Below are 21709 nucleotides of genomic sequence, written 5' to 3'. Positions count from 1 at the left end.
AGGCTTATGAATGGTTTAAATTAGATATAATTATGCCAGGTCTCCTATCTAATACTTTACATAGTCAACAGCTATTTAGACCTTTATATAAAAATGCACAGTTAACAAAGAATGTTTTATATTTTTTGAAAGCAGCAGATTTTAATATTACAGACATTATAACGGAAGAGGTTATTGTTCCTATTCAGAATGATGGTGAAAAGCCGGAGCCAATTTTATTAGTAAAATGTACACATGAAGGTGAAAATGGAGAGTCATTTATAATTAATTATGATGCTGAAAGTATTGGAACTAGGATTTTTTTATTACTTGCTATGACTATTTTAGAAAATAGTCATACACCTAAAGTGTTTTTGATAGATGAATTTGACCGCTCATTACATCCTAAATTAGTTAAGATTTTATTTCGTATTTTTAATGAATGGAATAATACTTATACGCAATTGATTGCAACGACTCATAATAATGATGTATTAGATTATGAGCTTAGAACAGATCAAATTTGGTTTGTTGATAAGGATTATTATGGGGTGTCTAGACTAGATAGTGCTTTTGATTTTAATGAATTAGAAATTAGTGCTATAAAGAAAAATTATCAAGAGGGGGTTTATGGAGCAGATCAGATTATTAATGATGTGTTGATGAAAAATATATTAGAGTTATAATATATAAGTATTGAAAGTGAGAGTGTTCATTTTGGCGAGAGCATCTAAAAATAATCCGAAGCAATTAAAATACTTATTGATTGTTGATGGTCAGACGGAAGAAGCTTACTTTAAAACTATTTTTCAAAGATTTAAGATATCTGCCAAAACTATAAAACGAGTACCTCCAAGTGGTGGTAGTGCGGTTTCTTTTGGTTTATCTGAGGCACATACTTTTGAAGTGACTAATCATAGAAGTTATGAAAGTTATTATATTATTATAGACCGAGATAATTTAACTAGTTCGGAATATCAAAAAATACAGCGTGAGATCAATCAAAATGATGATACGAGACTAGTATTTTCTAATGTTGCAATTGAAGTTTGGTTATTGGCTTATTATCAACAAATGACATCGAGGCCAGTAGATTCTAGTGCTGATAATGATAGAAATATACGTGAACTATCACGGCATTTGGGTGAAGAGTATCAAAAAGGCAATTCGATACAGATTGATAAAATAATTAATTCCGCTGAACATCCTATAGATACTGCTAATAATAATACAAGCTCTATTAGAGAGTTGTGTTTTGATCGGCAGTGTACAAATGTAGGAATTTTTTTGCAAGAATTAATTAATGGATTATAAATTAGAAAAAGCAGTTGTTTCTATTTTGAAACAGCTGCTTTTTCTCTATTGTAATTTTTTAGGATCTTTAAGTATTAATGATGCCCCAAGGCCCATTACGAGGAATGGCACGAGTGTCATCATAGCTACCGGTAAGGAGTAGGTATCTGCTAGGTTACCTACGACAGGAGCGATGACGCCACCGATAGTTTGGCTCACGCCGAGGGTGATACCCGATGCAAAGCCGATACTTTTGGCTAGATATGTTTGACCTAGTACGATAACTGGGCTGTAGCTAATTGCTTTAGCAGCACCAATCATGAGTAGTAGCAAGTAGGCTACAGGCATCATGATGAGTGGTGAGAAGGTTGGCACCTCTGTTAATAGGAACATAGCAGGTAACCAAACTAATAGGGATAGTCTGATAATTTTGATAGGACCATATTTATCGCCCAATAGACCGCCAATATAAGTCATGAAGATGCCGATACTAAAGAATACGGTTAATGCAAAGCTACCTTGTTCAGGGCTTGTACCGAGTTCGCGAGTCCAGAAAATCGGAATAAACGCATTAATAACGCGGAAGTTTACTGATTGGCTCAAGATAATAATGAACAAGATGCCAAAGTATTTCCAGTAGTTCTTCAGCGGTTTTGCCGCCACTGTTGGATTTTCAGTAGCTACTGCTTGGTCGATAGTACGTGCATGAGCTACGATGCGAGGCATTAGTACGAACAATATAGTAGATATAATAATACCTACTACGGTGAAAGCCGCTAATCCATGTGGGCCCACTGTATAGGCGATAGCACCTGCAAAGAGTGGACCAAAGGCGAATCCTGAGCTGCCGCCGATAGCAAAGGTCCCCATGGCCTTACCTTTCTTGCCACCACCGAGACGATTCATAATCTTCGCGCCTTCAGGATGGAAAATGGAAGAGCCAACGCCAGCTAATGTAGCACAAACAAGGAGGCTTTCATAAGAGGTAACAAAGCCCATCATACCTGTACTACATGCAGATAATAAAACGCCGAAGGCAATGAGCCGCGGTTGATTGATCTTGTCTGATATATAACCTAGTAAAGGCTGTAATAATGATGATAACGCTGTATTAGCTAAGATGAGAAAACCTGCTTGCTCTAAGCTCAGTCCATAGGTATAAATGAACAGAGGTAAGAGGGCAGGCAACACACTTTGACAGGAGTCGTTGATCATGTGACTCACTGTAATGAGATAAGGGTAATATTTTTTCATAGTAGTGTCCCCTTGAGTTTATGAGGAGATTATTATAAATTGTATTTCTTATATTATACCCCAAATGGTTATAAAAATAGTTATAAATACAAAAAAAGCGCTAACCATGGTTAGCGCTTTATATAGTTCAGTTGGCAGAGGAGGAGGGATTTGAACCCCCGCGCCGGTTGCCCGACCTACCGCATTTCGAGTGCGGACCCTTCAGCCTCTTGGGTACTCCTCCGTGCTTTACGGCGCTCTTTAAAGAAGTCTTTCATGATTTGGCTACATTCATCACCAAGCACACCAGATGCTAGTTCTGGTTCATGATTTAAACCAGGATGAGAGAGCACATTGAATAGCGATTCTACGGCGCCTCCTTTGTAATCACTTGCACCATATACAACACGGTCTATACGACTGTTAATAATGGCTCCAGCGCACATCGGACACGGCTCTATCGTAACATACAGGGTACAACCAGTCAACCGCCAGCGCTTGAGAACATCGCATGCTTCGCGGATTACGAGGACCTCTGCATGGGCCGTTGCATCATGATCGAGTTCACGACGATTGTGGTGGCGTGAAACGATAGTATTATCTTTTACGAGAATGGCACCGATAGGGATTTCTCCAAGTTCATAAGCTTTGTGAGCTTCTTCCATGGCTATGGACATAAAATATTCGTCCCGTGTGCGTTCATCCATATTTTCAATGTCTGTAGGTGTAATGTCTTTTGTCATTGGCATACCTCTTCATGTATAATATCTTACATAAAGTCTATCATAGTGTACGCAGTTATGCGAATAGATTATTTGGGGGAATTATGGACATTATTTGGTATATATTTGATATGATTGGCACCATTGCCTTTGCTGTATCCGGTGCACTCGTTGGGGTATCCCGGAAGATGGATATATTTGGTATGACTGTCCTTGCATTGGCTACTGCTATTGGTGGTGGTATTGTACGGGACGTGTTGCTCGGCTATTTTCCGCCGAATTCATTGCGAAATATAGTGTATGTTACCGTTGTTTTAGTGGTAACTGTTATCGTGTTCTTGATTTATAACAGCCGATATCGCAAGCATGCGATGGGACCTCGTAGTCGAGCTAGTTACTTGTTGGCCGATGCGTTAGGATTAGCATCATTTACCGTAACAGGTGCTTCGGCAGGTTTTAAACTCTATCCAGAGTTGCCTATCTTTATTGTGTTGCTCGGTACAATCACTGCTGTTGGTGGCGGTATTATCCGCGATATGTTGGCGCAACGCATCCCATCTGTTTTGAAAGAGGATGTATATGCCTTGCCTAGTATTATTGGAGGCATCGTTTATTATCTTATGGTTACATCGAGTTGGGACAATATGGCCGTATATGGTGCTTTCACAGTAGTACTCGTTATCCGTCTACTGGCCCTCAAGTACAATTGGAGTCTGCCTAAGGTAGGAAAAACCAAGCCGGTTGCGAAATAATAGTCAAATGATATAATTATACTATTGAGCATATGAACATTTCATAAAAGTGTCAGAAAAAGAGAGTATTATAAAACAGTTAATTTCGCGAGTCGGGAATACTCGCTGCACAGAAGGAGATTTGATTTATGACGAATAAATGGTTGAAAGTAGCACTTATGGCTGCAGCTATCGCTACTGGTACATCTATTAAAATTGATGCGGAAACCGTGTTGTATGTACCTCAAGATGATCGCCCTGTAAGCTTACAATATACTGTAGATACAGCTCGCGAAGCAGGTATGACTATATTGACACCACCTCAGAACTTGATTTCTGGTAAGAATTACCAAGGTCAAGCAGATCAAATCATGGCTTGGGTTGAACAAAATGCAGGTCGTGCTGATGTGATGGTATTGAGTACAGATACGCTTATTTATGGTGGTCTTGTAGACTCTCGTAAACACAACATTCCACTTACTACATTGGAAAGCCGTTTAAAACGTATTGAATCCTTAAAAGCTCGTAATAAAAACGTGCGTATTTATGGTTTTGGCACTGTAATGCGTTCTCCACGTGCTAGTGGTGGCGGCACTGAACCAGCTTATTATGCGGAATACGGTCCTACTATCTTCCAAATTGCAGCATTGCAAGATAAATTAGATTCTGGCTCCTTAACACAAGAGGAAACTCAAAAATTGATGAGCTTACAAGCCTCTGTTCCTATAGAATATTTACAAGACTGGTTTGACCGCCGTCAAAAAAATATGAAAATCAACAAAGAGTTGATCGACGAAACTCGTAGCGGTGTATTCGATTACTTTGCATTGGGCCATGATGATACATCTCAATTGTCCCAATCTGCATTAGAAGGTCGTTACTTAAGTAAATACTCTAAGGATATTCCTGCTGAGAAATATGGTAGCTTCCCTGGTGCCGACCAACTTGGGCTCTTGTTGATGGCTCGTTCTCGTACAGATGAAAGTACAGAAAAACCTACATTCTCTGTAATTTACCCACTCGGTGGTGGCGGTAAAACATTGCCAGGTTACGAAGACCAAACGATTGATAAAACAATTGCTCAACACGTTGAGGCCGTAGGTGGCACTATGGTGACACAAGGTAAACCAACTGTGTTGTTAGCAGTAAATACACCACTTACTACAAGTACTGGTGAATCTGAAAGCTTCGAGAACTTCCCGATGATTTCTAATTCTACAAATGCTTTCGTAGATCGAATTCAACAATCTGTTGATTCTGGTGTAAACGTAAGCATTGCTGATATTGCTTATAACAATGGTGCGGACAATACATTAGTAGCTGCTTTGTACAAACGCGATATGTTATACAAAATCGGTGCGTACAATGGTTGGAATACTGCAAGTAATACGGTAGGCTACGCCATTGCGCAAGGGGTATTGCTCAAAACTATGAGCCCAGAAGGTCACCGCAAAATGTTGACTCAACAATATTTGGATAACTGGGCGTACCAAGCAAATATCCGCAAAGATATTTACCGTATGCAAGACTCTATTCGCACAGATAATGTACGTTATTCTGGCGAGTTAAATGAACGTCTTGAAAGCTACTTAGGCGAACGAATTCAAGATTTCGCTGAAAAATATCTCAAAATCGATCCTCGTACAGTAAAAGCTACATTCCCTTGGGGTCGTCTATTCGAAACAGATATCACTGTTTACGACAAACCAGTGGTACCTCTTGAAAAAGAATTGCGCTTGAAACGTGAAGCAGAAGCGAAAGCTAAAGCTGAGGCAGAAGCTAAGGCTAAGGCTGAGGAAGCAGCTAAAGCGAATGGTCAAGCTGCGCCAGCACAACCTGCTCAACCAGCGAAGAAAACAGCTGCTCAAACTATATCATCTGTAATTCCAGTAGTTAAACAACCGGCTACAACATCTCAAGGTCCACGCCTTGTGCCAACACCTGCAGTTGTACCTGGTCAATAATGAATAGGGAATGGACATGAAAAAAGCATTTTTACCGGAAATTACATATATGCGTGGCCTCTGTATGCTCGGTGTTATCGGCATTCATGTAGGTTCTTACGCATTACAAAATCCTTTTGTAAATTTAGAACTCATTAGTGTCTTAGAAATTCTATCGCGCTTTGGAGTACCAGCATTTTTCTTCCTCTCTGCATTTGGATTGTTCTACCACACATCTGTAGAGGGACCATTCTCATATAAGGAATTTATGCACCGCCGTATTCAGGTGGTGCTATTTCCATATATTACGTGGTCCATATTTTATTTGCTCTACACGGGACTAACGGCGCATAATCTAGGTAATTTGCATCCGGGACCATTGGCTGTAAATCTATTATTTGGTACGTCTATGTATCATTTATACTTTATGGTTATCCTCTTATGGTTCTACGTGATGATGCCGCTATGGCGGGCTATGGTGAAAGTCATCTTAAAACGTCCTGTATTCTGGATGGTATTACTATTTATCATCCAAGTTGGCATCGATTATGTTTCGTCTTACATGCTCGGCCGTTGGGTAACAGAATACTTTAGTAATAACCCTGTGTTGAAATATCTTTTTGACATGAGACTTAACTATTGGGTTATCCATTATGTGTGGATATTCCTGTTGGGGGCTGTATGTGCTGAGCGCTATGAAACGGTATGCGAATATATGTGGCGCTATCGCTACTTGTTAGGTGTTAGTGCGGTAGGTTCTATTTTATTGATGCTCGGATCCTATTACTATGTCATGGACGTATGGCATTATACTGTTCTAGAAGCAATCTATACAGTTCATCAAATGAGCCCAATGGGTGTTCTCTATACGGGATTGGGAACGCTATTTAGTCTGTTCTTATTCCAAACCTTACCAATGAATGCGACTATGGAATCTACTTGGTCAGAAATAGGGGATAAGTCCTACGGTATTTATTTAGCACATCCATTCTGGTTGTTGATCATCTCTGGCGTGATGGCTAAATACAATCTTTTGTATACCGTAGTTAATGTGCTAGCTATGTATGTGATGGCGCTAGGCCTGTCCTATTTGACTACCGTGATATTAAACCATGTACCTAAACCATTACGTAAATTTATATTGGGACACTGATTTGTACAAGACTTTCAGTTTGAACTAAGCACGTATTACTTGAACGTATTGTGTTAGGGAAAATTATATAATTAAAAATACATCCGCTAGGATATAGTTTTTAACTATGGTATCCTAGCGGATTTTTGTATATCTAAGTTATATCTTTCACTAAGTAAAGTGTGAAAATTTGAAAGTAATTGTGATATAATAAGTCCATGATGATTACTACTTGATAGAGTAACGATATAGAAAAAGAGGTGCTCCTATGCAAGAATTAACATATTTTAATGGCGAGTTCGTTGAACCAGGTGCCAAAGTTATCAGTATTGATGACCGTGGTTATTTGTTTGGTGACTCTGTATACGAAGTGGTACGTGTCGTAAAAGGCCGTTGCTTCGCATTGTCCTACCATCAAGATCGCTTGTATCGCTCTATGCGTGAAATGGATATTCCTGTAAAAATGACCCCAGATGATTTAACAGAATTGCACGAAATTTTAATCGAGCAAAGTGAAATCAAAGAGGGCTATATTTATTTGCAAATCTCTCGTGGCGTAGCGCCGCGTCGTCATGCATATGATCGTTCTAAATTAGAACCACAAATGCTCATGTCTATCCGTACTTTGAATTTAGATGAAGTCAATAAATTGGGTGAAGGCGTAAAAGCGATTGCATTACCTGATGAGCGTTGGGACCATGTAGATGTTAAGACTACTAACTTGATTCCGAATATTTTGGCACAAACTAAAGCGGAGAAGAAATTTGCTTATACTGCCATGTTGTTCCGTGATGGCGTTTGTACAGAAGGTGCAACATCTAATGTATTTGCTGTCAAAGATGGTATCTTGTATACGCATCCAGCAGATAATCATATCTTAAAAGGTATTACGCGCCAAATGATTTTGACCCGCGTAGCACCATCTCTAGGTATTACAGTTATTGAAAAAGAATTTGACCGCGCTTTTGTAGATGATGCGGACGAATTATTCTTTACCGATACAATTGGTGGTGTCATCCCAATTACTAAGCTAGACAGAAATCCAGTATCTGGTGGTAAACCAGGTGCTATTACACTTCGTCTACGCGAAGCACTAGAAAAATTGATGGAAGAAGGTTTGCCTTAATAGGTAATCTACTTTCATTACATGGTAAATTTTTACCTTAAGAAAGGACATTATTTTGATTCAATTACAACACATTAGTAAAGTCTATGAAGGCACTACTCGTGTGGAAGCCTTAAAAGATATTAACCTTGAAGTTAAAGAAGGTGAAATCTTTGGCATTATCGGTCAATCTGGAGCCGGTAAATCCACATTGATTCGATGCATCAACATGCTCGAAGCGCCTACATCTGGCTCTGTTATCGTTAATGGTACAGATTTAACAACACTTGGCAAATCCGCTTTGCGTAAAGCACGCAAAGATATTGGTATGATTTTCCAACATTTTAACCTTTTGTCCTCTCGTACAGTGTATGACAATGTGGCATTCCCGTTGGAATTACAAGGCTTGAGCAAATCTGAAATCAAGGAACGCATTACGCCAATCCTTGATATCGTAGGCCTTACTGAGCGTATGAACAACTATCCATCCCAATTGTCTGGTGGTCAAAAACAACGTGTTGGTATTGCTCGTGCCTTAGCGTCTAATCCAAAGGTTCTTCTTTGTGATGAAGCTACATCTGCTCTGGATCCGCAAACAACAGAATCTATTTTGAAATTGTTGAAAGATATCAATGAAAAAATGGGCCTTACTATCGTTCTCATCACTCATGAAATGCACGTAATCCGTGAAATTTGTGATCGTGTAGCGGTTATCGAAGGCGGTATAATCCTCGAGGAAGGTAGCACTGTTGAAGTATTTACACATCCTCGTGAAAATACTACAAAAGAATTCATCAGCTCTGTAGTAAGTGATAACTTACCTCCAGAAGCGTTAGAACATTTGGAATTACATGATCAATGGATTGCAGGTACAGCTCCATTAGTACGCCTTAAATTCACAGGCCAATCTACGGATGAACCTGTAGTGGCAGGTCTCGTACGACGCTTTAACCTCGATGTAAGTATCCTCTTTGGTGGCATCGACTATATCCAAAATACATGCGTTGGTCGTCTTATCGTTATCTTGAATGGTGACCCTGAAAATGCGCAAGAGGGCTTAGAATACATCAACACATTACCAATTGAAAGCGAGGTGATCGGTTATGTCAGAGCAAATAATTAATCTTCTCATAACTGGTACCCTTGATACATTGCAAATGACTATTATTTCTACGGTCATGGCTATGTTACTTGGTATTCCTCTCGGTGTTGTTTTGGTAGTAACATCTAAGGGTCATATTTTAGAAAATGTAGCACTTAACAAAGTGTTAGGTGCTGTTGTCAATGCAACACGTTCTATTCCATTCATCATCTTGATGGTTGCTATCATTCCATTCACTCGTATGGTGGCTGGCACATCTATTGGTACAACTGCAGCTTGTGTACCTTTAACAATTGCAGCAATACCATTCTTAGCGCGCCTTGTAGAAACATCTATTAAAGATATTAACTTTGGTGTTATTGAGGCGGCTCAATCTATGGGTGCAAGCCCACTCCAAATTATTTGGAAAGTTTTATTACCTGAAGCATTGCCTACAATTATCGACAATGTAACAGTTCTTATCGTTAACCTCATCAGTTACTCTGCAATGGCAGGTGCAATCGGCGGCGGTGGTCTTGGTGATATTGCTATCCGCTATGGTTACCAACGTTTCCAAGCTGATGTTATGATTGCTACCATCATTATCTTGATTATTTTGGTACAATTAGTACAAATGATTGGCGATGCATGGTCTAAAGCGATGAATAAGAAATAGGAGGTTCCTATGAGTATCAATGAAAAATTGAGAAGTTCTCAAAATGATGAGTTGTTCACCGCTATTTTAACTCTTGAAAATACAGAGGAATGCTATGCATTCTTTGAGGATATCTGTACGATTAATGAGTTAAAAGCTTTATCTCAACGCTTGCAAGTAGCAAAAATGTTACGAGCAGGGGATAGCTATGAAAAAATCGTAGAAGAAACAGGCGCAAGTACGGCAACGATTAGCCGTGTAAAACGATGCCTAGTCTATGGTGCTGATGGTTATACATTAGCGCTAGATCGTCTAGGTGCAAAATAATATAAACTAGCATGACAACGGTGGCCCTTTGGCGACCGTTGATGTGCTATCTGTAGGAGGTTTATATGGAGTGGCTCATTGAGGTAACAGGTTTACCATTTGATATCCTTATACTCATTTTGCTCGCTATAGCAGGTGCTTTTGCAGGCTTTGTAGACTCCATTGTGGGCGGCGGTGGACTCATTTCTGTACCGGCCATGTTATTAACAAATCTTCCGCCTAGTATGGCCTTGGGCAGTAATAAATTATCCAGTATTTTTGGTGCTGGCAGTGCATCTATTACGTTCTTGCGAAATCATATGGTTGATTTTTCTTTAGTTCGTAAACTATTACCATTTACCTTTATTGGTTCTATGATTGGTACATTAGCGGTTGTATCGTTGCCACCCTTATATGTAAAGCCTATTATTATCGTCCTACTCGTTTGTGTCACACTTTTTGTGGTATTCAAAAAGGACTGGGGCGAGGTTAACCGCACTTCTGTAGTAGTGGGTAAAGCTCTATACATTTGTATGGCTTTCGCTCTTGGCATTGGTGTCTATGATGGTTTCATTGGACCTGGTACAGGTACATTTTTGATTATGGGCTTTATCTTTACTGGTTTTGATTTTTTACATGCATCTGCAAATGCAAAAATATTGAATTTTACTAGTAATTTAGCATCATTAATCGTTTTTTTGTATTTAGGGCACGTCAATATTAAGTACGGTCTAGCTACAGGTGTTGGACAAATTATAGGTGCTTATTTAGGTTCTCATTTAGCTATTGCTAAAGGTTCGTCGTTGGTACGTGTTGTATTCTTGTCGGTAACGACAGTTATGTTGTTGAAATTAGTCTATGACTATGTTTCCACATTATAGGAGGGCAAGGTATGCCTCATAAAAGTGATGTACAAGTGGCATTGATTAGTGGTGGCACATCAGGAATTGGCTTTGCTACTGCGAAACTACTTCTTAAAGAAGGTTGGTGTGTCGTCATCAATGGTCGTGATGAAAAGTCAGGACAAAAAGCTAAGATGAAATTGCGCCGCTATTCTTCAAGGGTACAGTATGTACAAGGGGATGTATCGAAGATTGAAGATTGTCAGCGTATTGTAAAAGAAACTGTCAAATTGTTTGGCGGTGTATCTGCTCTCGTAACAGCAGCAGGCTATTATGAAGAAGAGCTTCTAGCAGACGTAACAGAGGCGGCCTTTGATGAAATGTTTGGCACCAATGTGAAAGGTACGGTCTTTCTGTGTCAGGCCGCACTACCATACTTGCGCTCTACAAAGGGCAGTATTGTAACGGTAGCCAGTGATGCAGGCTTACAAGGCAATGTGGCTTGCTCTGTATACGGTGCTTCAAAAGGTGCGGTAGTGAGTTTTACGAAATCACTATCCCTTGAAATGGCACCACATAATGTGCGCGTTAACTGTGTTTGTCCCGGTGATGTGGATACCTCTTTAGTAGATAAACAAATTGCAAATGCTCAGCAAGATGCAGAGGCTGCCAAGGCTGAAATGGGCCAACATTATCCATTGGGACGCATTGGTCAACCTCATGAGATTGGGGAGGTAATTGTATTTTTATTGAGTAGTAAAGCTTCCTTTGTAACGGGGGCAGCATGGACTATTGATGGTGGTCTCACTAGTTGGTAATATTGAAAATCTTAGATGATGTTTTGTTTTTTAAACATTGAAAGAATTGTAAAAATTCATTCCCCTTATATCAATAGAATGGTATAATAATACTAATAATATGACCTATAGTTGGTTCACAACAAAGGAGAATACTTATGGCAGAATATAATGGCGTAACACTTGAGCCACTTATGGATGGTTCTCAAGATCGTGACTATCAAGTTGAACAATTTATTTTCTGGGGTGCAGGTCGTGCAGCGGCATTGGCATTATCCCCTAAATTCAGCAGTGTTGCTTTGTGCGCCAATGCAACGTATATGGTAACTCGCATTGCACATCTTTATGAAGTAGAATTGCAATCTGGTGCCGTAGTGGGTCTAGTTGGTGGTCTTAGCACAGCTGTAGGTATAGCGGCTATTTCTCTTCTTATTCCTCTAAAAGCAGTTCGCGTTCCTGTAGCAGTTGGTTTAACATATGCTATCGGTAAAATTGCTCACATTTGGATCCAAGATGGTATGCCTTCTGATATCGAACGTTATAAACCAATGGTTGCTGAATTCCTTGAAAGCGGTAAAGCTATAGCAGGTGATATCATCCGTGATGCAAGCGCTAGCATTCCTTTCACACAAGGTCAACGCGACGTTTGGGCTGGTATTGCTAATGAAACAGGTCTTGCTAAAGAAACTTTGAAACAAGTTTACGAAGAAAAAGTAACACCTGCTATCGATAAATGGAATACAGAAACAAAATATCAAATCCATGACAATGCAGCAGAAGTTGTGGCGAAAGTAACCGATGCGGCAAAAGAGAAAATTGATGTTGCTAAAGAAAATATTGATGTAGCTAAAGAATTAGCTAAAGGTGGCGTAGAAGTAGCTAAAGCTTCTGCACAAGCTGCAGTAGAAACTGCAAAAACTAAAGCTAATGATGCTGTTGAAACAGCAAAAGATGTTGCTACAAACACTGTTAATACAGCAAAAGATAAAATTGGTGGTTTGCGCAAATAGGCGCTAAAGGATTAGGAAGATGAATCCATTAAAAATTATTACATATGGTAAGTATTTTAACGAATCTAAATTCGCCGCTTTTTTAGGACGATATGGTAAGAAGCTTGCCTTTGTACAACGAGCAGTGACCTTGTTCCTTTGTATGCGTGACAAGGACACTCCAAAATATGTAAAAGCAGTCATTGCTGGTGCCTTAGGGTATCTCGTATTACCTATTGATATTGTACCGGATACAATTCCTGTATTAGGTTGGATAGATGATGTAGCAGTGCTTGGACTTGCCTTCAAGGTTGCCAATCGTTACATTAAAACTCGTCATCAAGAAGAGGCAAAAAAATACTTCCCATTTGGTGGCAGTAACTAGCTTTTAACCATTAAGGCAGTTTGATCCGTTGCGATTGAACTGCCTTTATTTATTTGACACGCTAAAGTAATAGATATACAATGAAGGTTGTATTCTATGAAAAAAGAAGGATAAATATATGCATATTGCTTCAGTAAATGTACGCTTTTACGAAACCGATATGATGGGTATTGCGCACCATAGTAATCATTTTAGATGGTTTGAAATGGCACGCATTGAATTCCTTCGTCAAATCGGTGTAACCTTGTGGGATATGATGAATGAGGATATTGTATTTCCTATCATGAATGTATCCTGCAATTATAAAGAACCAGCAAATTTTGATGATGAACTTCACATTGAAACATATTTGGTTAAGATGACACGTGCTCAAATGATATTCCGTTATCGCATGCGCCGTGCCAGTGATGGTGCACTCCTAGCTACGGGGGAGACCAAGAATGCATTTATGTCAAAATCAACAGGTAAAATTGTGCGATTAGACGATACTTTTTATCAGCCTATGTTAGCAGCTGTTGAGGAGATGCCTAATGAGTAATGTACAACAATTGCCTATCGGCGTGTTTGACTCCGGTGTAGGCGGGCTATCTGTTTTAAAGGTCTTACAAGAACAATTCCCTAACGAAGACTTCATCTATATTGGTGATAATGCGAATAACCCTGTAGGGAATCGTAGTGATGATGAAATTACTTATTTAGCTTGTCATATTGCAGAGGCTCTTGAAAAACAGCCTGTAAAATTGATGGTTATTGCTTGTAATACGTTTACTGTTGTAGCCCTTGATGCGGTACGTGAACGCGTGTCTGTACCCGTTATTGGCGTATCACAAGGCGTAAAAACAGCGATTAGTCAAAGCAAAAGCAAGACAATTGGTATCATGGCGACGGCAGCAACTGTGAATAGTCATATTCATAAACATGTAGCCCTTGAAGTTGATCATGAAGTACTCGTATGGGAGCAACCATGTCCTGAATTGGCAGGCCTCATTGAGCAAGGTCATTTAGATGACTATTTTGTACGCCATGTATGTACTGAATATCTAGAGCCTTTATTGTCCCGAGAAATTGAGGTCGTAGTTTTGGGCTGTACTCATTTCCCATTTGTACAACCTTTGCTAGAGGAACTAACGTCAGGGCGCATTCAATTCATCGACCCTGCTTTTGAAACGAGTGAACTTGTTCGCCGCAGATTAGAGGGTAAAGATTTGTTTAACCCTCAAAAAACGGCGGGTTCTGTATCATTGTATTTTACAAAGGACATTGAGCTTGGTGATACGCTGAGCGCCTCTTTCCTTGATACAAGTCGTCGCAGAATTGAACATATTACATTATAAAGGAGATGCCCTATGTGGTTTTATAACATCCTAAGTGTAGTAATAGCTATTATTGTAGCTATTGCAGCTTTGTATTTATTATTCCGTTTGTTCGTATTGAAACAAGGTAATGAAAAGGTTATTTTATTGCCAAAACGTGCGACAAACTTCCAAGTATCTGACCGTAATTTTGAATCTATTACCTTGTTCTGTGATATTCCATTTGTGAATAAAGGACGTCAACTTGGTACAATTATGGACTTATTCCCACGTCCATTGTTGCCAGAGGAACATTTTGATGCTGTGAAAGTAGATGCATGGGCTATGGACATTAATCGTCCTCGTCATGATGGCTATTTTGAAGCTGTTATTATCAAACCTCGTAAAGGCGGTACTATTCGTGTATTCGTTACCTTAACAGGTAAAAATGGGAATATTCGTGAAGATATTAAGGGCTTCCCTTATATGGACATCGATATTTACTACCAAATCGTAGGTCGTACAGATTATCATATCGATAAACAACGTATTCGTTTGACTGCTGAAGAAGTGCAAGCAGCATTGGTTCAATAAGGAGGCATAACAATGGCAGAATTAGAGTTAGTATGTGTGCCAACACGTATTCTTACAGATAATGATGACATCGTGGATGCTATCGTTGAATTTGGCGGTCATAATATTGGACCTGAAGATATCGTATGTGTAGCTGAATCTGTAGTAGCTATTACACAAGGTCGTTTTACACGTCCTGAAGAGTTAAATGTTTGCTGGCAAGCTCGTTTAATCAATCGTTTTATCCATCCAGATGGATCTATGGCATCCATTTATGGCATGCAATCCGCTATGAATCTAGATGGTAAATGGAAAGTATTGGGTGCCTTTATTTTAGGCGCTATTGCTAAGATTTTCCGCAAACCAGGTGTATTCTATGCAATTGCTCGTGCAGCATCTTTAACAGATGATGTAACTGGTACAATGCCTCCATTTGACAAGCACATCGTATTTGGTCCAAAGGATCCAGATAAAGTAGCTGAGAAAATCGTATCTCGCACAGGCTGTTATGGCGCTGTTGTAGCTGACGTTAATGACTTGAAACGTTCCGCTGTGTTAGGTACAAGCCGTGGCATTGACGGTAATAAAATTGCACAATTGTTGATTGACAATCCATTTGGTAATGATAGCCAAATGACTCCGATTGTTATCATTAAAAATTACGCATCTGTATCTGGTAAATAACAGAAGGCTGTACTCATCACATAGAGATGGGTACAGCTTTTTTTATACTAATTAGGAGGTCGTATGTTATTAGGTTTAGACGTAGGTGGTACTTTTACAGATGCGGTCATCATCGATGGCCATCGTGTAGTAGCATCTGCTAAAAGACGGACTACCAAAGATAATTTAATGCAAGGTATAGGCGAGGCCCTTGATGCAATTCTCCAACATTGTGATACTTTAAATATTGATCAAGTTACGCTGTCTACTACTGTGGTAACAAACACCATCGTGGAAGAGAAAGAGCAAGTGGTAGACCTGTTTGTAGTAACGGGACCTGGCCGAAATGTGGACGATATATTCCCTGTAAGCCCTATATATCTTCAAGGTTATACTGATCATAGAGGTATTGTGGTGGAACGTACACCTACAAATGCAGTTCGAGATATAGCCGAAATGGTACAATCTCGCAGTGGCACAGATTTGGCTGCTGTATCTGCAAAATTTGGGGTACGGAATCCTCAAGAAGAATTATCTATAACAGAAGCATTGAAAGATAGATATAATACTATCTCTAATGGCAGTCTATTAAGCGGCTCTTTGAATTTTCCACGTCGCACTATTAGTGCATATTTTAATAGCGCTGTAACACCTGTATTTACAGTATTTAAGAAGAATGTAGAAGATGCGTTAAGCGTGCGAAACATTAAGGCTCCACTTCATATATTAAAGGCCGATGGAGGTTCTTTACCTATGGAACATATGGTGAGTAGACCAGTAGAGACCGCTTTTACAGGACCTGCGGCAACCGTACTGGGCTTATCTGCTCTTGGAGCTATTGGGAATGAACATACAGTTGCTTTAGATATTGGCGGTACCACTACAGATATTTCTTTGTGGAAACAAGGCAGACCGTTGATGACTAAAAGTGGTGTATCTATTCGTGAATACCCAAGTGCGGTACGCTCCTTTGCCGTTACCTCTGTTGGTATCGGCGGTGAGTCCGTAGTTCGCATTGTAGATGGAGAAATCACGGTAGGACCTGAACGGGTGGGCCCATCGGTAGCTTTAGGTGGTGTGGAACCTACATTAGGAGATGCTCTCATCGTACTAGGTTATGCGAGCTATGGTGAGGTTGGATTAGCTGAACAAGCTATGGAGGTATTGGCTAATAGACTAAATGATAGTACAAATGGAGATACAGCTCAGACTCAACAACAATTAGGAGAGAATGTAACTGCTTCTAACGTTGCTCAATCAATCGTAAATAAGGCGTTACAAACAATTCAGCATGGCATAGATGAGGTGGTAAGGGCAGAAAATAAACGGCCTATCTATGTAGTAGCGGATATTGTGAACCCCGATGTATTTGTACCGGCTCAAATCGTGGTAGTAGGTGGAACGGCACCAAGCCTTGGACCTAGCATAGGTAAATATATGGATTTGCCTATTACCATACCAGAAAATGCGGCGGTGGCGAATGCTATCGGAGCAGCATTAGCATTATCGACCATCGAACTCACTGTTCATGTTGATACAAAACGACGCTTACTCGTCATTCCTGAACTAGGGATTAAACAACAAACCTGTACGTTGAAGCGAGTAGAACAAGTGGTGGAACGAGCTAAAGAAGCTCTCAGTGAAGAAGCATTGCGTTTAGGTCTTGGTAAGGACCAAGATATAGAGGTTATTAGTATAGAAGATTTCCCTGTTGTTGAGGGCTGGCAATCGATGGAACGATTAATCAATGTAAAAGTACAATTAGCAGCGGGGGTGAAACAGTATGTGGAATAAAGGCTTATCCTATCGTGAGCGTCATGGACTTATTAGTACCCATAAAAATGTACATAATAAGTTAAATACTGACATAAATACATCAAATCATAGTTTAGGGCTTGTATTTTTCCCTGCTTTTGACTGGAAGATTTCTGAAACCCATCCAGAACGACAAGAGCGATTGCTGTATACGCGTGATCAAATCGTTGAGGAAGGCTTATTAGATATACCTAATATTGTGGAATATAATCCTATCGTGGCCGATTGGGATACCATAGAGCGCGTTCATGTGGGCGCTCCTGATTTAGAGTCCTGGGTAACGGAAGCACATCGTGTATCTGCAGGTGGTGCTATTGCCGCTGCTGATGCGGTTATGCGTGGTGAAGTAGATCGCGCTTTTGCCTTAGTAAGACCGCCAGGGCATCATGCGATGGCCATGGTTCATGGTATTCGTGGTTTCTGTACCATTAACATTGAAGCTGTCATGATTCAACATATGCGTCAAACCTATGGTATTAAACGGGTTGCTGTAGTGGATACAGACGTACATCATGGTGATGGCTCTCAAGATGTGTTCTACCATGATCCAGATACACTATACATTAGTTTTCACCAAGATGGACGGACCTTATATCCTGGCACAGGCTTTATGGATGAATTCGGTGGCCCACAGGCTATTGGTGGAAATATAGATATTCCATTGCCACCTGGGACTGGTGACGAAGGCTTGATGAAGGTTATGCGTGAGTTAGTATTGCCAATCCTAGAAGACTTCAATCCACATATTGTTATTAATTCTGCAGGGCAAGATAATCACTTTAGCGATCCATTGGCTAATATGCAGGTAACCGCAAAAGGCTATGCCGAGCTTGTAGATTTATTGCAAGCAGATATAGCTGTCTTAGAAGGTGGTTACTCTGTACAAGAAGCATTGCCATATGTAAATACTGGTATCATTTTATCTATGGCAGGCCTTGATTACAGTAGGGTCGTTGAACCTGCCTTTGACCCTGTTAAATATAAGCAAAGCCAAAATGTAACCGCTTATATTGATGACCTTATCGCTAAGTGGAAGGTGCAATGGGCTAACCGTTATAAGATGGCCGAAGAGGAACGCACCGGTGTAGGTGATATATGGTCGAACCGCTACAATGTGTACTATGATGAAACAGGTGTACAAGAGGAACGCCTTGAAAAGGTGCGCATGTACGAAAATAAAGTTGGATGGCATAGCGTACTTTCACATGGTCAATATGGACCCTATGGGCCACAAAGTGTTTATGCCATGTTCATTCCTTGGCAAGCCGATGAGGGGACTCGTCAAGATGCCATTACAGAGGCCAAACGGGCTAAAGCAGAAGGCGGTGCAAGTCGTTATGTTGTGGTAGATCCACTTGGTGATGGACAATGCGAGGTATAGTGGTAGATTCTCAAAGTTGTGACTCCTGGTAATGAACCATATTGTGTTAGAATTGGTAACTATAATCTGATTCGTAGTGATAAAAAATAGTTAAATTGTGATATAATAGGAAAAGATAACGCCCCTTTGTGTAAGGGGCGTTCTAATGTTTAGATTTAGAATGGTGAGGTTCCTATGCGCAGCGATAATAGAACAGCAGGTCAATTGCGACCTATTAAAATAACACGGAATTTTACAGAGTATGCAGAAGGTTCTGTACTCATTGAGTGCGGCAAGACAAAGGTTATCTGTACGGCTACTGTTGAGGATTCTGTGCCACGCTGGCTCAAAGGTTCTGGCCGAGGCTGGGTAACTGCGGAATACTCCTTGTTGCCACGTTCTACGCAAACTCGCGTAAGCCGTGAAGCTGCAAAGGGTAAACAAACGGGCCGTACTGTAGAAATTCAACGCCTTATCGGTCGCGCATTACGTGCTGTTGTAGACCTTGAAGCATTAGGTGAACGTTCTATTACGATCGACTGTGATGTAATTCAAGCCGATGGCGGTACGCGTACAGCATCTATTACAGGTGCTTTTGTAGCCCTCGTTGATGCGGTGGATTTCACCTTTGGCGGAGCTGGCAAATTCCCAATTACCGATTTCTGTGCTGCTATTTCCGTAGGTATTGGCCCAGAAGGGCCTATTACAGACCTTTGCTATGAAGAGGATAGTGCTGCTATCGTTGACATGAACGTGGTGCGTACAGGCTCTGGCAATATGGTTGAGGTACAAGGTACAGGCGAACACGGTACGTTCAATCGTGATGAGCTTAATGCATTACTCGATTTAGCAGAGGCTGCTACAGATGAGCTCATGGCAAAACAACGGGAAGTACTTGGTACAACAGCAGATAAAGTAGGTAAGGTATATCCTACAGCTCCGGAGGTGTAAGATGGAACAAATCGTTTTAGCTACAGGCAATAAAGGAAAAATTCGTGAATTTTCCGAGGCTTTTTCCCATTTATCCATCGACTGTGTACCTGTAAAAGAGGTCATCACCGTTGAGGAACCTGAGGAAACAGGTACAACCTTTATGGAGAACGCGCTTTTAAAGGCGCGCTACTACGCGAAGGCTACCAATCGTCCATGCCTTGCGGACGACTCTGGCATCACCGTAGATGCTCTTAATGGGGCACCAGGCGTATATTCTGCGCGTTATGCCGGCCATCATGGTGATGATAACGCTAACAACGAAAAACTAATTCACGAGTTACAAGGAAAAACTGATCGTACAGCTCATTATGTATGCGCCTTAGCACTCGTATATCCTGATGGCCGTGAAGTGACAGCTGAAGGCTATTGTGATGGACTTGTTCAAGATGAGCCAAAAGGGGACAATGGTTTTGGCTATGATCCATACTTTTATGTACCTGAATTTAAAAAGACAATGGCAGAACTTAGCATTGAAGAAAAGGAAACCATCAGCCATCGTGGCCGTGCTTTACGCAAATTAATTAACAAACTTTAATATTTTCGAACTATATGGTATAGTTCATATAAATATGTAATATAATAGTATTAGAGAACTTATAAAATGAAACGAATTGGTATTTTAAGTGATACCCATGGGTATCTAGATGATATAGATCTTGTCTTGGAGGCTACAGCAGACCAAGAAATTGATATGTGGCTTCATGCTGGTGATTATGGCGATGATGCACGCTATATGCAGGAACATACTGATATTCCTGTATATGCAGTGCGCGGTAATAATGACCGTGTACAGCCTCTTGAACCGCGAGAACAGTTGATTCCTCTAGAGGATACCTATATTTACATGACTCATGGTCATGAGGTATCATATTATAATCGAATACAAAAACTGATTGAGTTAGGCACTGATATGGGGGCGCGACTCATCGTGTCCGGTCATAGTCATCATCATGGTGAGGTTCGAGTTCGTGATGCGGTATTTGTGAATCCGGGCAGTATATCGTTGGCTCGTGACCGCTCAGGCGGTACATTTGCTATCGTTACCTACGATAATGGACAGTTTGATGTAGAGTTTGTGTATAAACAAGATATTGTTTAGTTATATGGTGAAAGCTTTGAACCTCAATGGTTCGAAAAGCTTTCAAAAAAATAGTAAGTCTATGCATGGAAAGGGTTATGACATATCATGGATACACCAGTTAAAGCAAAGCCTAAAATGAAATTATACGGTTTTAATAATCTCACAAAGACATTGAGTTTTAATATTTATGATATTTGTTATACTCGTACAGAAGAAGAGAAAAAACAATACATTCAGTACATTGATGAAGTATACAATGCGGATCGTTTAACAGCTATCTTAACAGAGGTTAGCCATATTATTGGTGCTAACATCCTTAATATAGCGAAACAAGACTACGACCCTCAAGGTGCGTCTGTTACGATTTTGATTTCTGAAGAGGAAATTGAAAAGGAAGATGTAGTCATGCATCTTGATAAATCTCACCTTACTGTACATACTTACCCTGAAAGCCATCCGCACAAAGGGATTAGTACATTCCGTGCCGATATTGAAGTATCTACATGCGGTCAGATTTCTCCTCTTAAAGCGCTTAACTATTTGATTCAAAGCTTTGATTCCGATATCCTTACATTGGACTACCATGTACGCGGCTTTACGCGCGACGTATCTGGCAAGAAAATTTATATCGATCATCGTATCAACTCTATCCAAAACTACATCAATGCAAAAACTCGCAACATGTACAACATGATTGATGTGAACGTATATCAAGAAAATATTTTCCACACAAAAATGA

At 40.2% G+C, this 21709-nt stretch carries 25 protein-coding genes and 1 tRNA gene; 23 read left to right on the top strand and 3 right to left on the bottom strand.

Annotation, left to right across the window (positions count from 1 at the left end):
- On the top strand, positions 1–665 hold a 665-nt coding region (locus QZ334_RS01850; RefSeq protein ID WP_295231463.1), incomplete at its 5' end, for an AAA family ATPase.
- A 31-nt stretch (positions 666–696) separates the two neighbouring features.
- Positions 697–1293: an RloB domain-containing protein gene (locus QZ334_RS01845; RefSeq protein ID WP_295231460.1), complete on the top strand. Its 597-nt coding sequence runs from the start codon at positions 697–699 to the stop codon at positions 1291–1293.
- Between the two features lie 45 nt (positions 1294–1338).
- On the opposite strand, the gene QZ334_RS01840 is transcribed toward QZ334_RS01845, so the two are convergent.
- The 3 genes from QZ334_RS01840 to tadA form a co-directional block, all read right to left on the bottom strand.
- Positions 1339–2526, bottom strand: coding sequence for an MFS transporter (locus QZ334_RS01840; RefSeq protein WP_105085323.1), 1188 nt, complete (start codon positions 2524–2526; stop codon positions 1339–1341).
- 132 nt (positions 2527–2658) lie between these two features.
- Positions 2659–2749: transfer RNA gene (locus tag QZ334_RS01835), tRNA-Ser, on the bottom strand.
- Entirely contained in the window at positions 2703–3248 is a 546-nt protein-coding gene (gene tadA, locus QZ334_RS01830) for a tRNA adenosine(34) deaminase TadA (protein WP_229025337.1), read from the bottom strand. The genes QZ334_RS01835 and tadA overlap by 47 nt, the downstream gene beginning before the upstream one ends.
- 83 nt (positions 3249–3331) lie before the next feature.
- Between tadA and QZ334_RS01825 the strand changes: the two genes are divergently transcribed.
- From QZ334_RS01825 to speD, 21 genes are all read left to right on the top strand, one after another.
- Positions 3332–3979: a trimeric intracellular cation channel family protein gene (locus tag QZ334_RS01825; protein ID WP_039969616.1), complete on the top strand. Its 648-nt coding sequence runs from the start codon at positions 3332–3334 to the stop codon at positions 3977–3979.
- A 128-nt stretch (positions 3980–4107) separates the two neighbouring features.
- Positions 4108–5922 (top strand): DUF4127 family protein, encoded by a 1815-nt coding sequence (locus QZ334_RS01820; protein ID WP_295231455.1) that lies wholly within the window; start codon positions 4108–4110, stop codon positions 5920–5922.
- 10 nt (positions 5923–5932) lie between these two features.
- Positions 5933–7054 (top strand): acyltransferase, encoded by a 1122-nt coding sequence (locus QZ334_RS01815; RefSeq protein ID WP_295231452.1) that lies wholly within the window; start codon positions 5933–5935, stop codon positions 7052–7054.
- A gap of 247 nt (positions 7055–7301) precedes the next feature.
- Positions 7302–8159: an aminotransferase class IV gene (locus QZ334_RS01810; RefSeq protein ID WP_295231449.1), complete on the top strand. Its 858-nt coding sequence runs from the start codon at positions 7302–7304 to the stop codon at positions 8157–8159.
- Between the two features lie 55 nt (positions 8160–8214).
- Positions 8215–9261 carry a methionine ABC transporter ATP-binding protein gene (locus QZ334_RS01805; RefSeq protein ID WP_295231446.1) on the top strand — a complete coding sequence of 349 codons (1047 nt, stop codon included), beginning with the start codon at positions 8215–8217 and terminating at the stop codon, positions 9259–9261.
- Complete coding sequence (locus QZ334_RS01800) at positions 9242–9895, top strand: methionine ABC transporter permease (protein ID WP_105090231.1); 654 nt, start codon at positions 9242–9244, stop codon at positions 9893–9895. The genes QZ334_RS01805 and QZ334_RS01800 overlap by 20 nt, the downstream gene beginning before the upstream one ends.
- Before the next feature lie 9 nt (positions 9896–9904).
- Positions 9905–10201, top strand: a complete 297-nt coding sequence (locus tag QZ334_RS01795) for a YerC/YecD family TrpR-related protein (RefSeq protein WP_105090232.1) — start codon at positions 9905–9907, stop codon at positions 10199–10201.
- Between the two features lie 65 nt (positions 10202–10266).
- The gene (locus QZ334_RS01790) at positions 10267–11061 is read left to right on the top strand and encodes a TSUP family transporter (protein ID WP_295231442.1); all 795 of its coding nucleotides are present in this window, start codon (positions 10267–10269) and stop codon (positions 11059–11061) included.
- Between the two features lie 11 nt (positions 11062–11072).
- Positions 11073–11840: an SDR family NAD(P)-dependent oxidoreductase gene (locus QZ334_RS01785; RefSeq protein WP_295231440.1), complete on the top strand. Its 768-nt coding sequence runs from the start codon at positions 11073–11075 to the stop codon at positions 11838–11840.
- 137 nt (positions 11841–11977) lie between these two features.
- Positions 11978–12829, top strand: a complete 852-nt coding sequence (locus tag QZ334_RS01780; RefSeq protein ID WP_295231437.1) for a hypothetical protein — start codon at positions 11978–11980, stop codon at positions 12827–12829.
- 19 nt (positions 12830–12848) lie between these two features.
- A complete protein-coding gene (locus tag QZ334_RS01775; protein WP_060924113.1) occupies positions 12849–13193 on the top strand; it encodes a YkvA family protein in 345 nt (114 codons plus the stop codon).
- A 118-nt stretch (positions 13194–13311) separates the two neighbouring features.
- The gene (locus tag QZ334_RS01770; protein ID WP_005387975.1) at positions 13312–13731 is read left to right on the top strand and encodes an acyl-CoA thioesterase; all 420 of its coding nucleotides are present in this window, start codon (positions 13312–13314) and stop codon (positions 13729–13731) included.
- Entirely contained in the window at positions 13724–14527 is an 804-nt protein-coding gene (murI, locus tag QZ334_RS01765) for a glutamate racemase (RefSeq protein ID WP_295231434.1), read from the top strand. The genes QZ334_RS01770 and murI overlap by 8 nt, the downstream gene beginning before the upstream one ends.
- Before the next feature lie 12 nt (positions 14528–14539).
- Complete coding sequence (locus QZ334_RS01760) at positions 14540–15079, top strand: hypothetical protein (RefSeq protein WP_105085335.1); 540 nt, start codon at positions 14540–14542, stop codon at positions 15077–15079.
- Positions 15080–15091: 12 nt separating this feature from the next.
- Complete coding sequence (locus tag QZ334_RS01755) at positions 15092–15742, top strand: coenzyme F420-0:L-glutamate ligase (RefSeq protein ID WP_005387981.1); 651 nt, start codon at positions 15092–15094, stop codon at positions 15740–15742.
- A 63-nt stretch (positions 15743–15805) separates the two neighbouring features.
- The gene (locus QZ334_RS01750; protein WP_295231432.1) at positions 15806–17515 is read left to right on the top strand and encodes a hydantoinase/oxoprolinase family protein; all 1710 of its coding nucleotides are present in this window, start codon (positions 15806–15808) and stop codon (positions 17513–17515) included.
- Positions 17505–18917 (top strand): histone deacetylase, encoded by a 1413-nt coding sequence (locus QZ334_RS01745; RefSeq protein ID WP_295231429.1) that lies wholly within the window; start codon positions 17505–17507, stop codon positions 18915–18917. Before QZ334_RS01750 ends, QZ334_RS01745 begins: the two co-directional genes overlap by 11 nt.
- 174 nt (positions 18918–19091) lie before the next feature.
- On the top strand, positions 19092–19847 hold the full coding sequence (gene rph / locus QZ334_RS01740) for a ribonuclease PH (RefSeq protein WP_295231427.1): 756 nt from the start codon (positions 19092–19094) through the stop codon (positions 19845–19847).
- A 1-nt stretch (position 19848) separates the two neighbouring features.
- Positions 19849–20424 carry an XTP/dITP diphosphatase gene (locus tag QZ334_RS01735; RefSeq protein ID WP_295231425.1) on the top strand — a complete coding sequence of 192 codons (576 nt, stop codon included), beginning with the start codon at positions 19849–19851 and terminating at the stop codon, positions 20422–20424.
- A gap of 66 nt (positions 20425–20490) precedes the next feature.
- Positions 20491–20988, top strand: a complete 498-nt coding sequence (locus QZ334_RS01730; RefSeq protein ID WP_105085340.1) for a metallophosphoesterase family protein — start codon at positions 20491–20493, stop codon at positions 20986–20988.
- A gap of 87 nt (positions 20989–21075) precedes the next feature.
- Positions 21076–21709, top strand: a 634-nt coding sequence (gene speD, locus QZ334_RS01725) for an adenosylmethionine decarboxylase (protein ID WP_295231421.1), incomplete at its 3' end; no start/stop codon positions are given.

It is taken from the genome of Veillonella sp. (assembly GCF_019414865.1).
Classification (GTDB): Bacteria; Bacillota; Negativicutes; order Veillonellales; family Veillonellaceae; genus Veillonella.
Note: the sequence above shows the minus strand (reverse complement) of the source record. Positions and strands in the feature narration are given on the sequence as shown.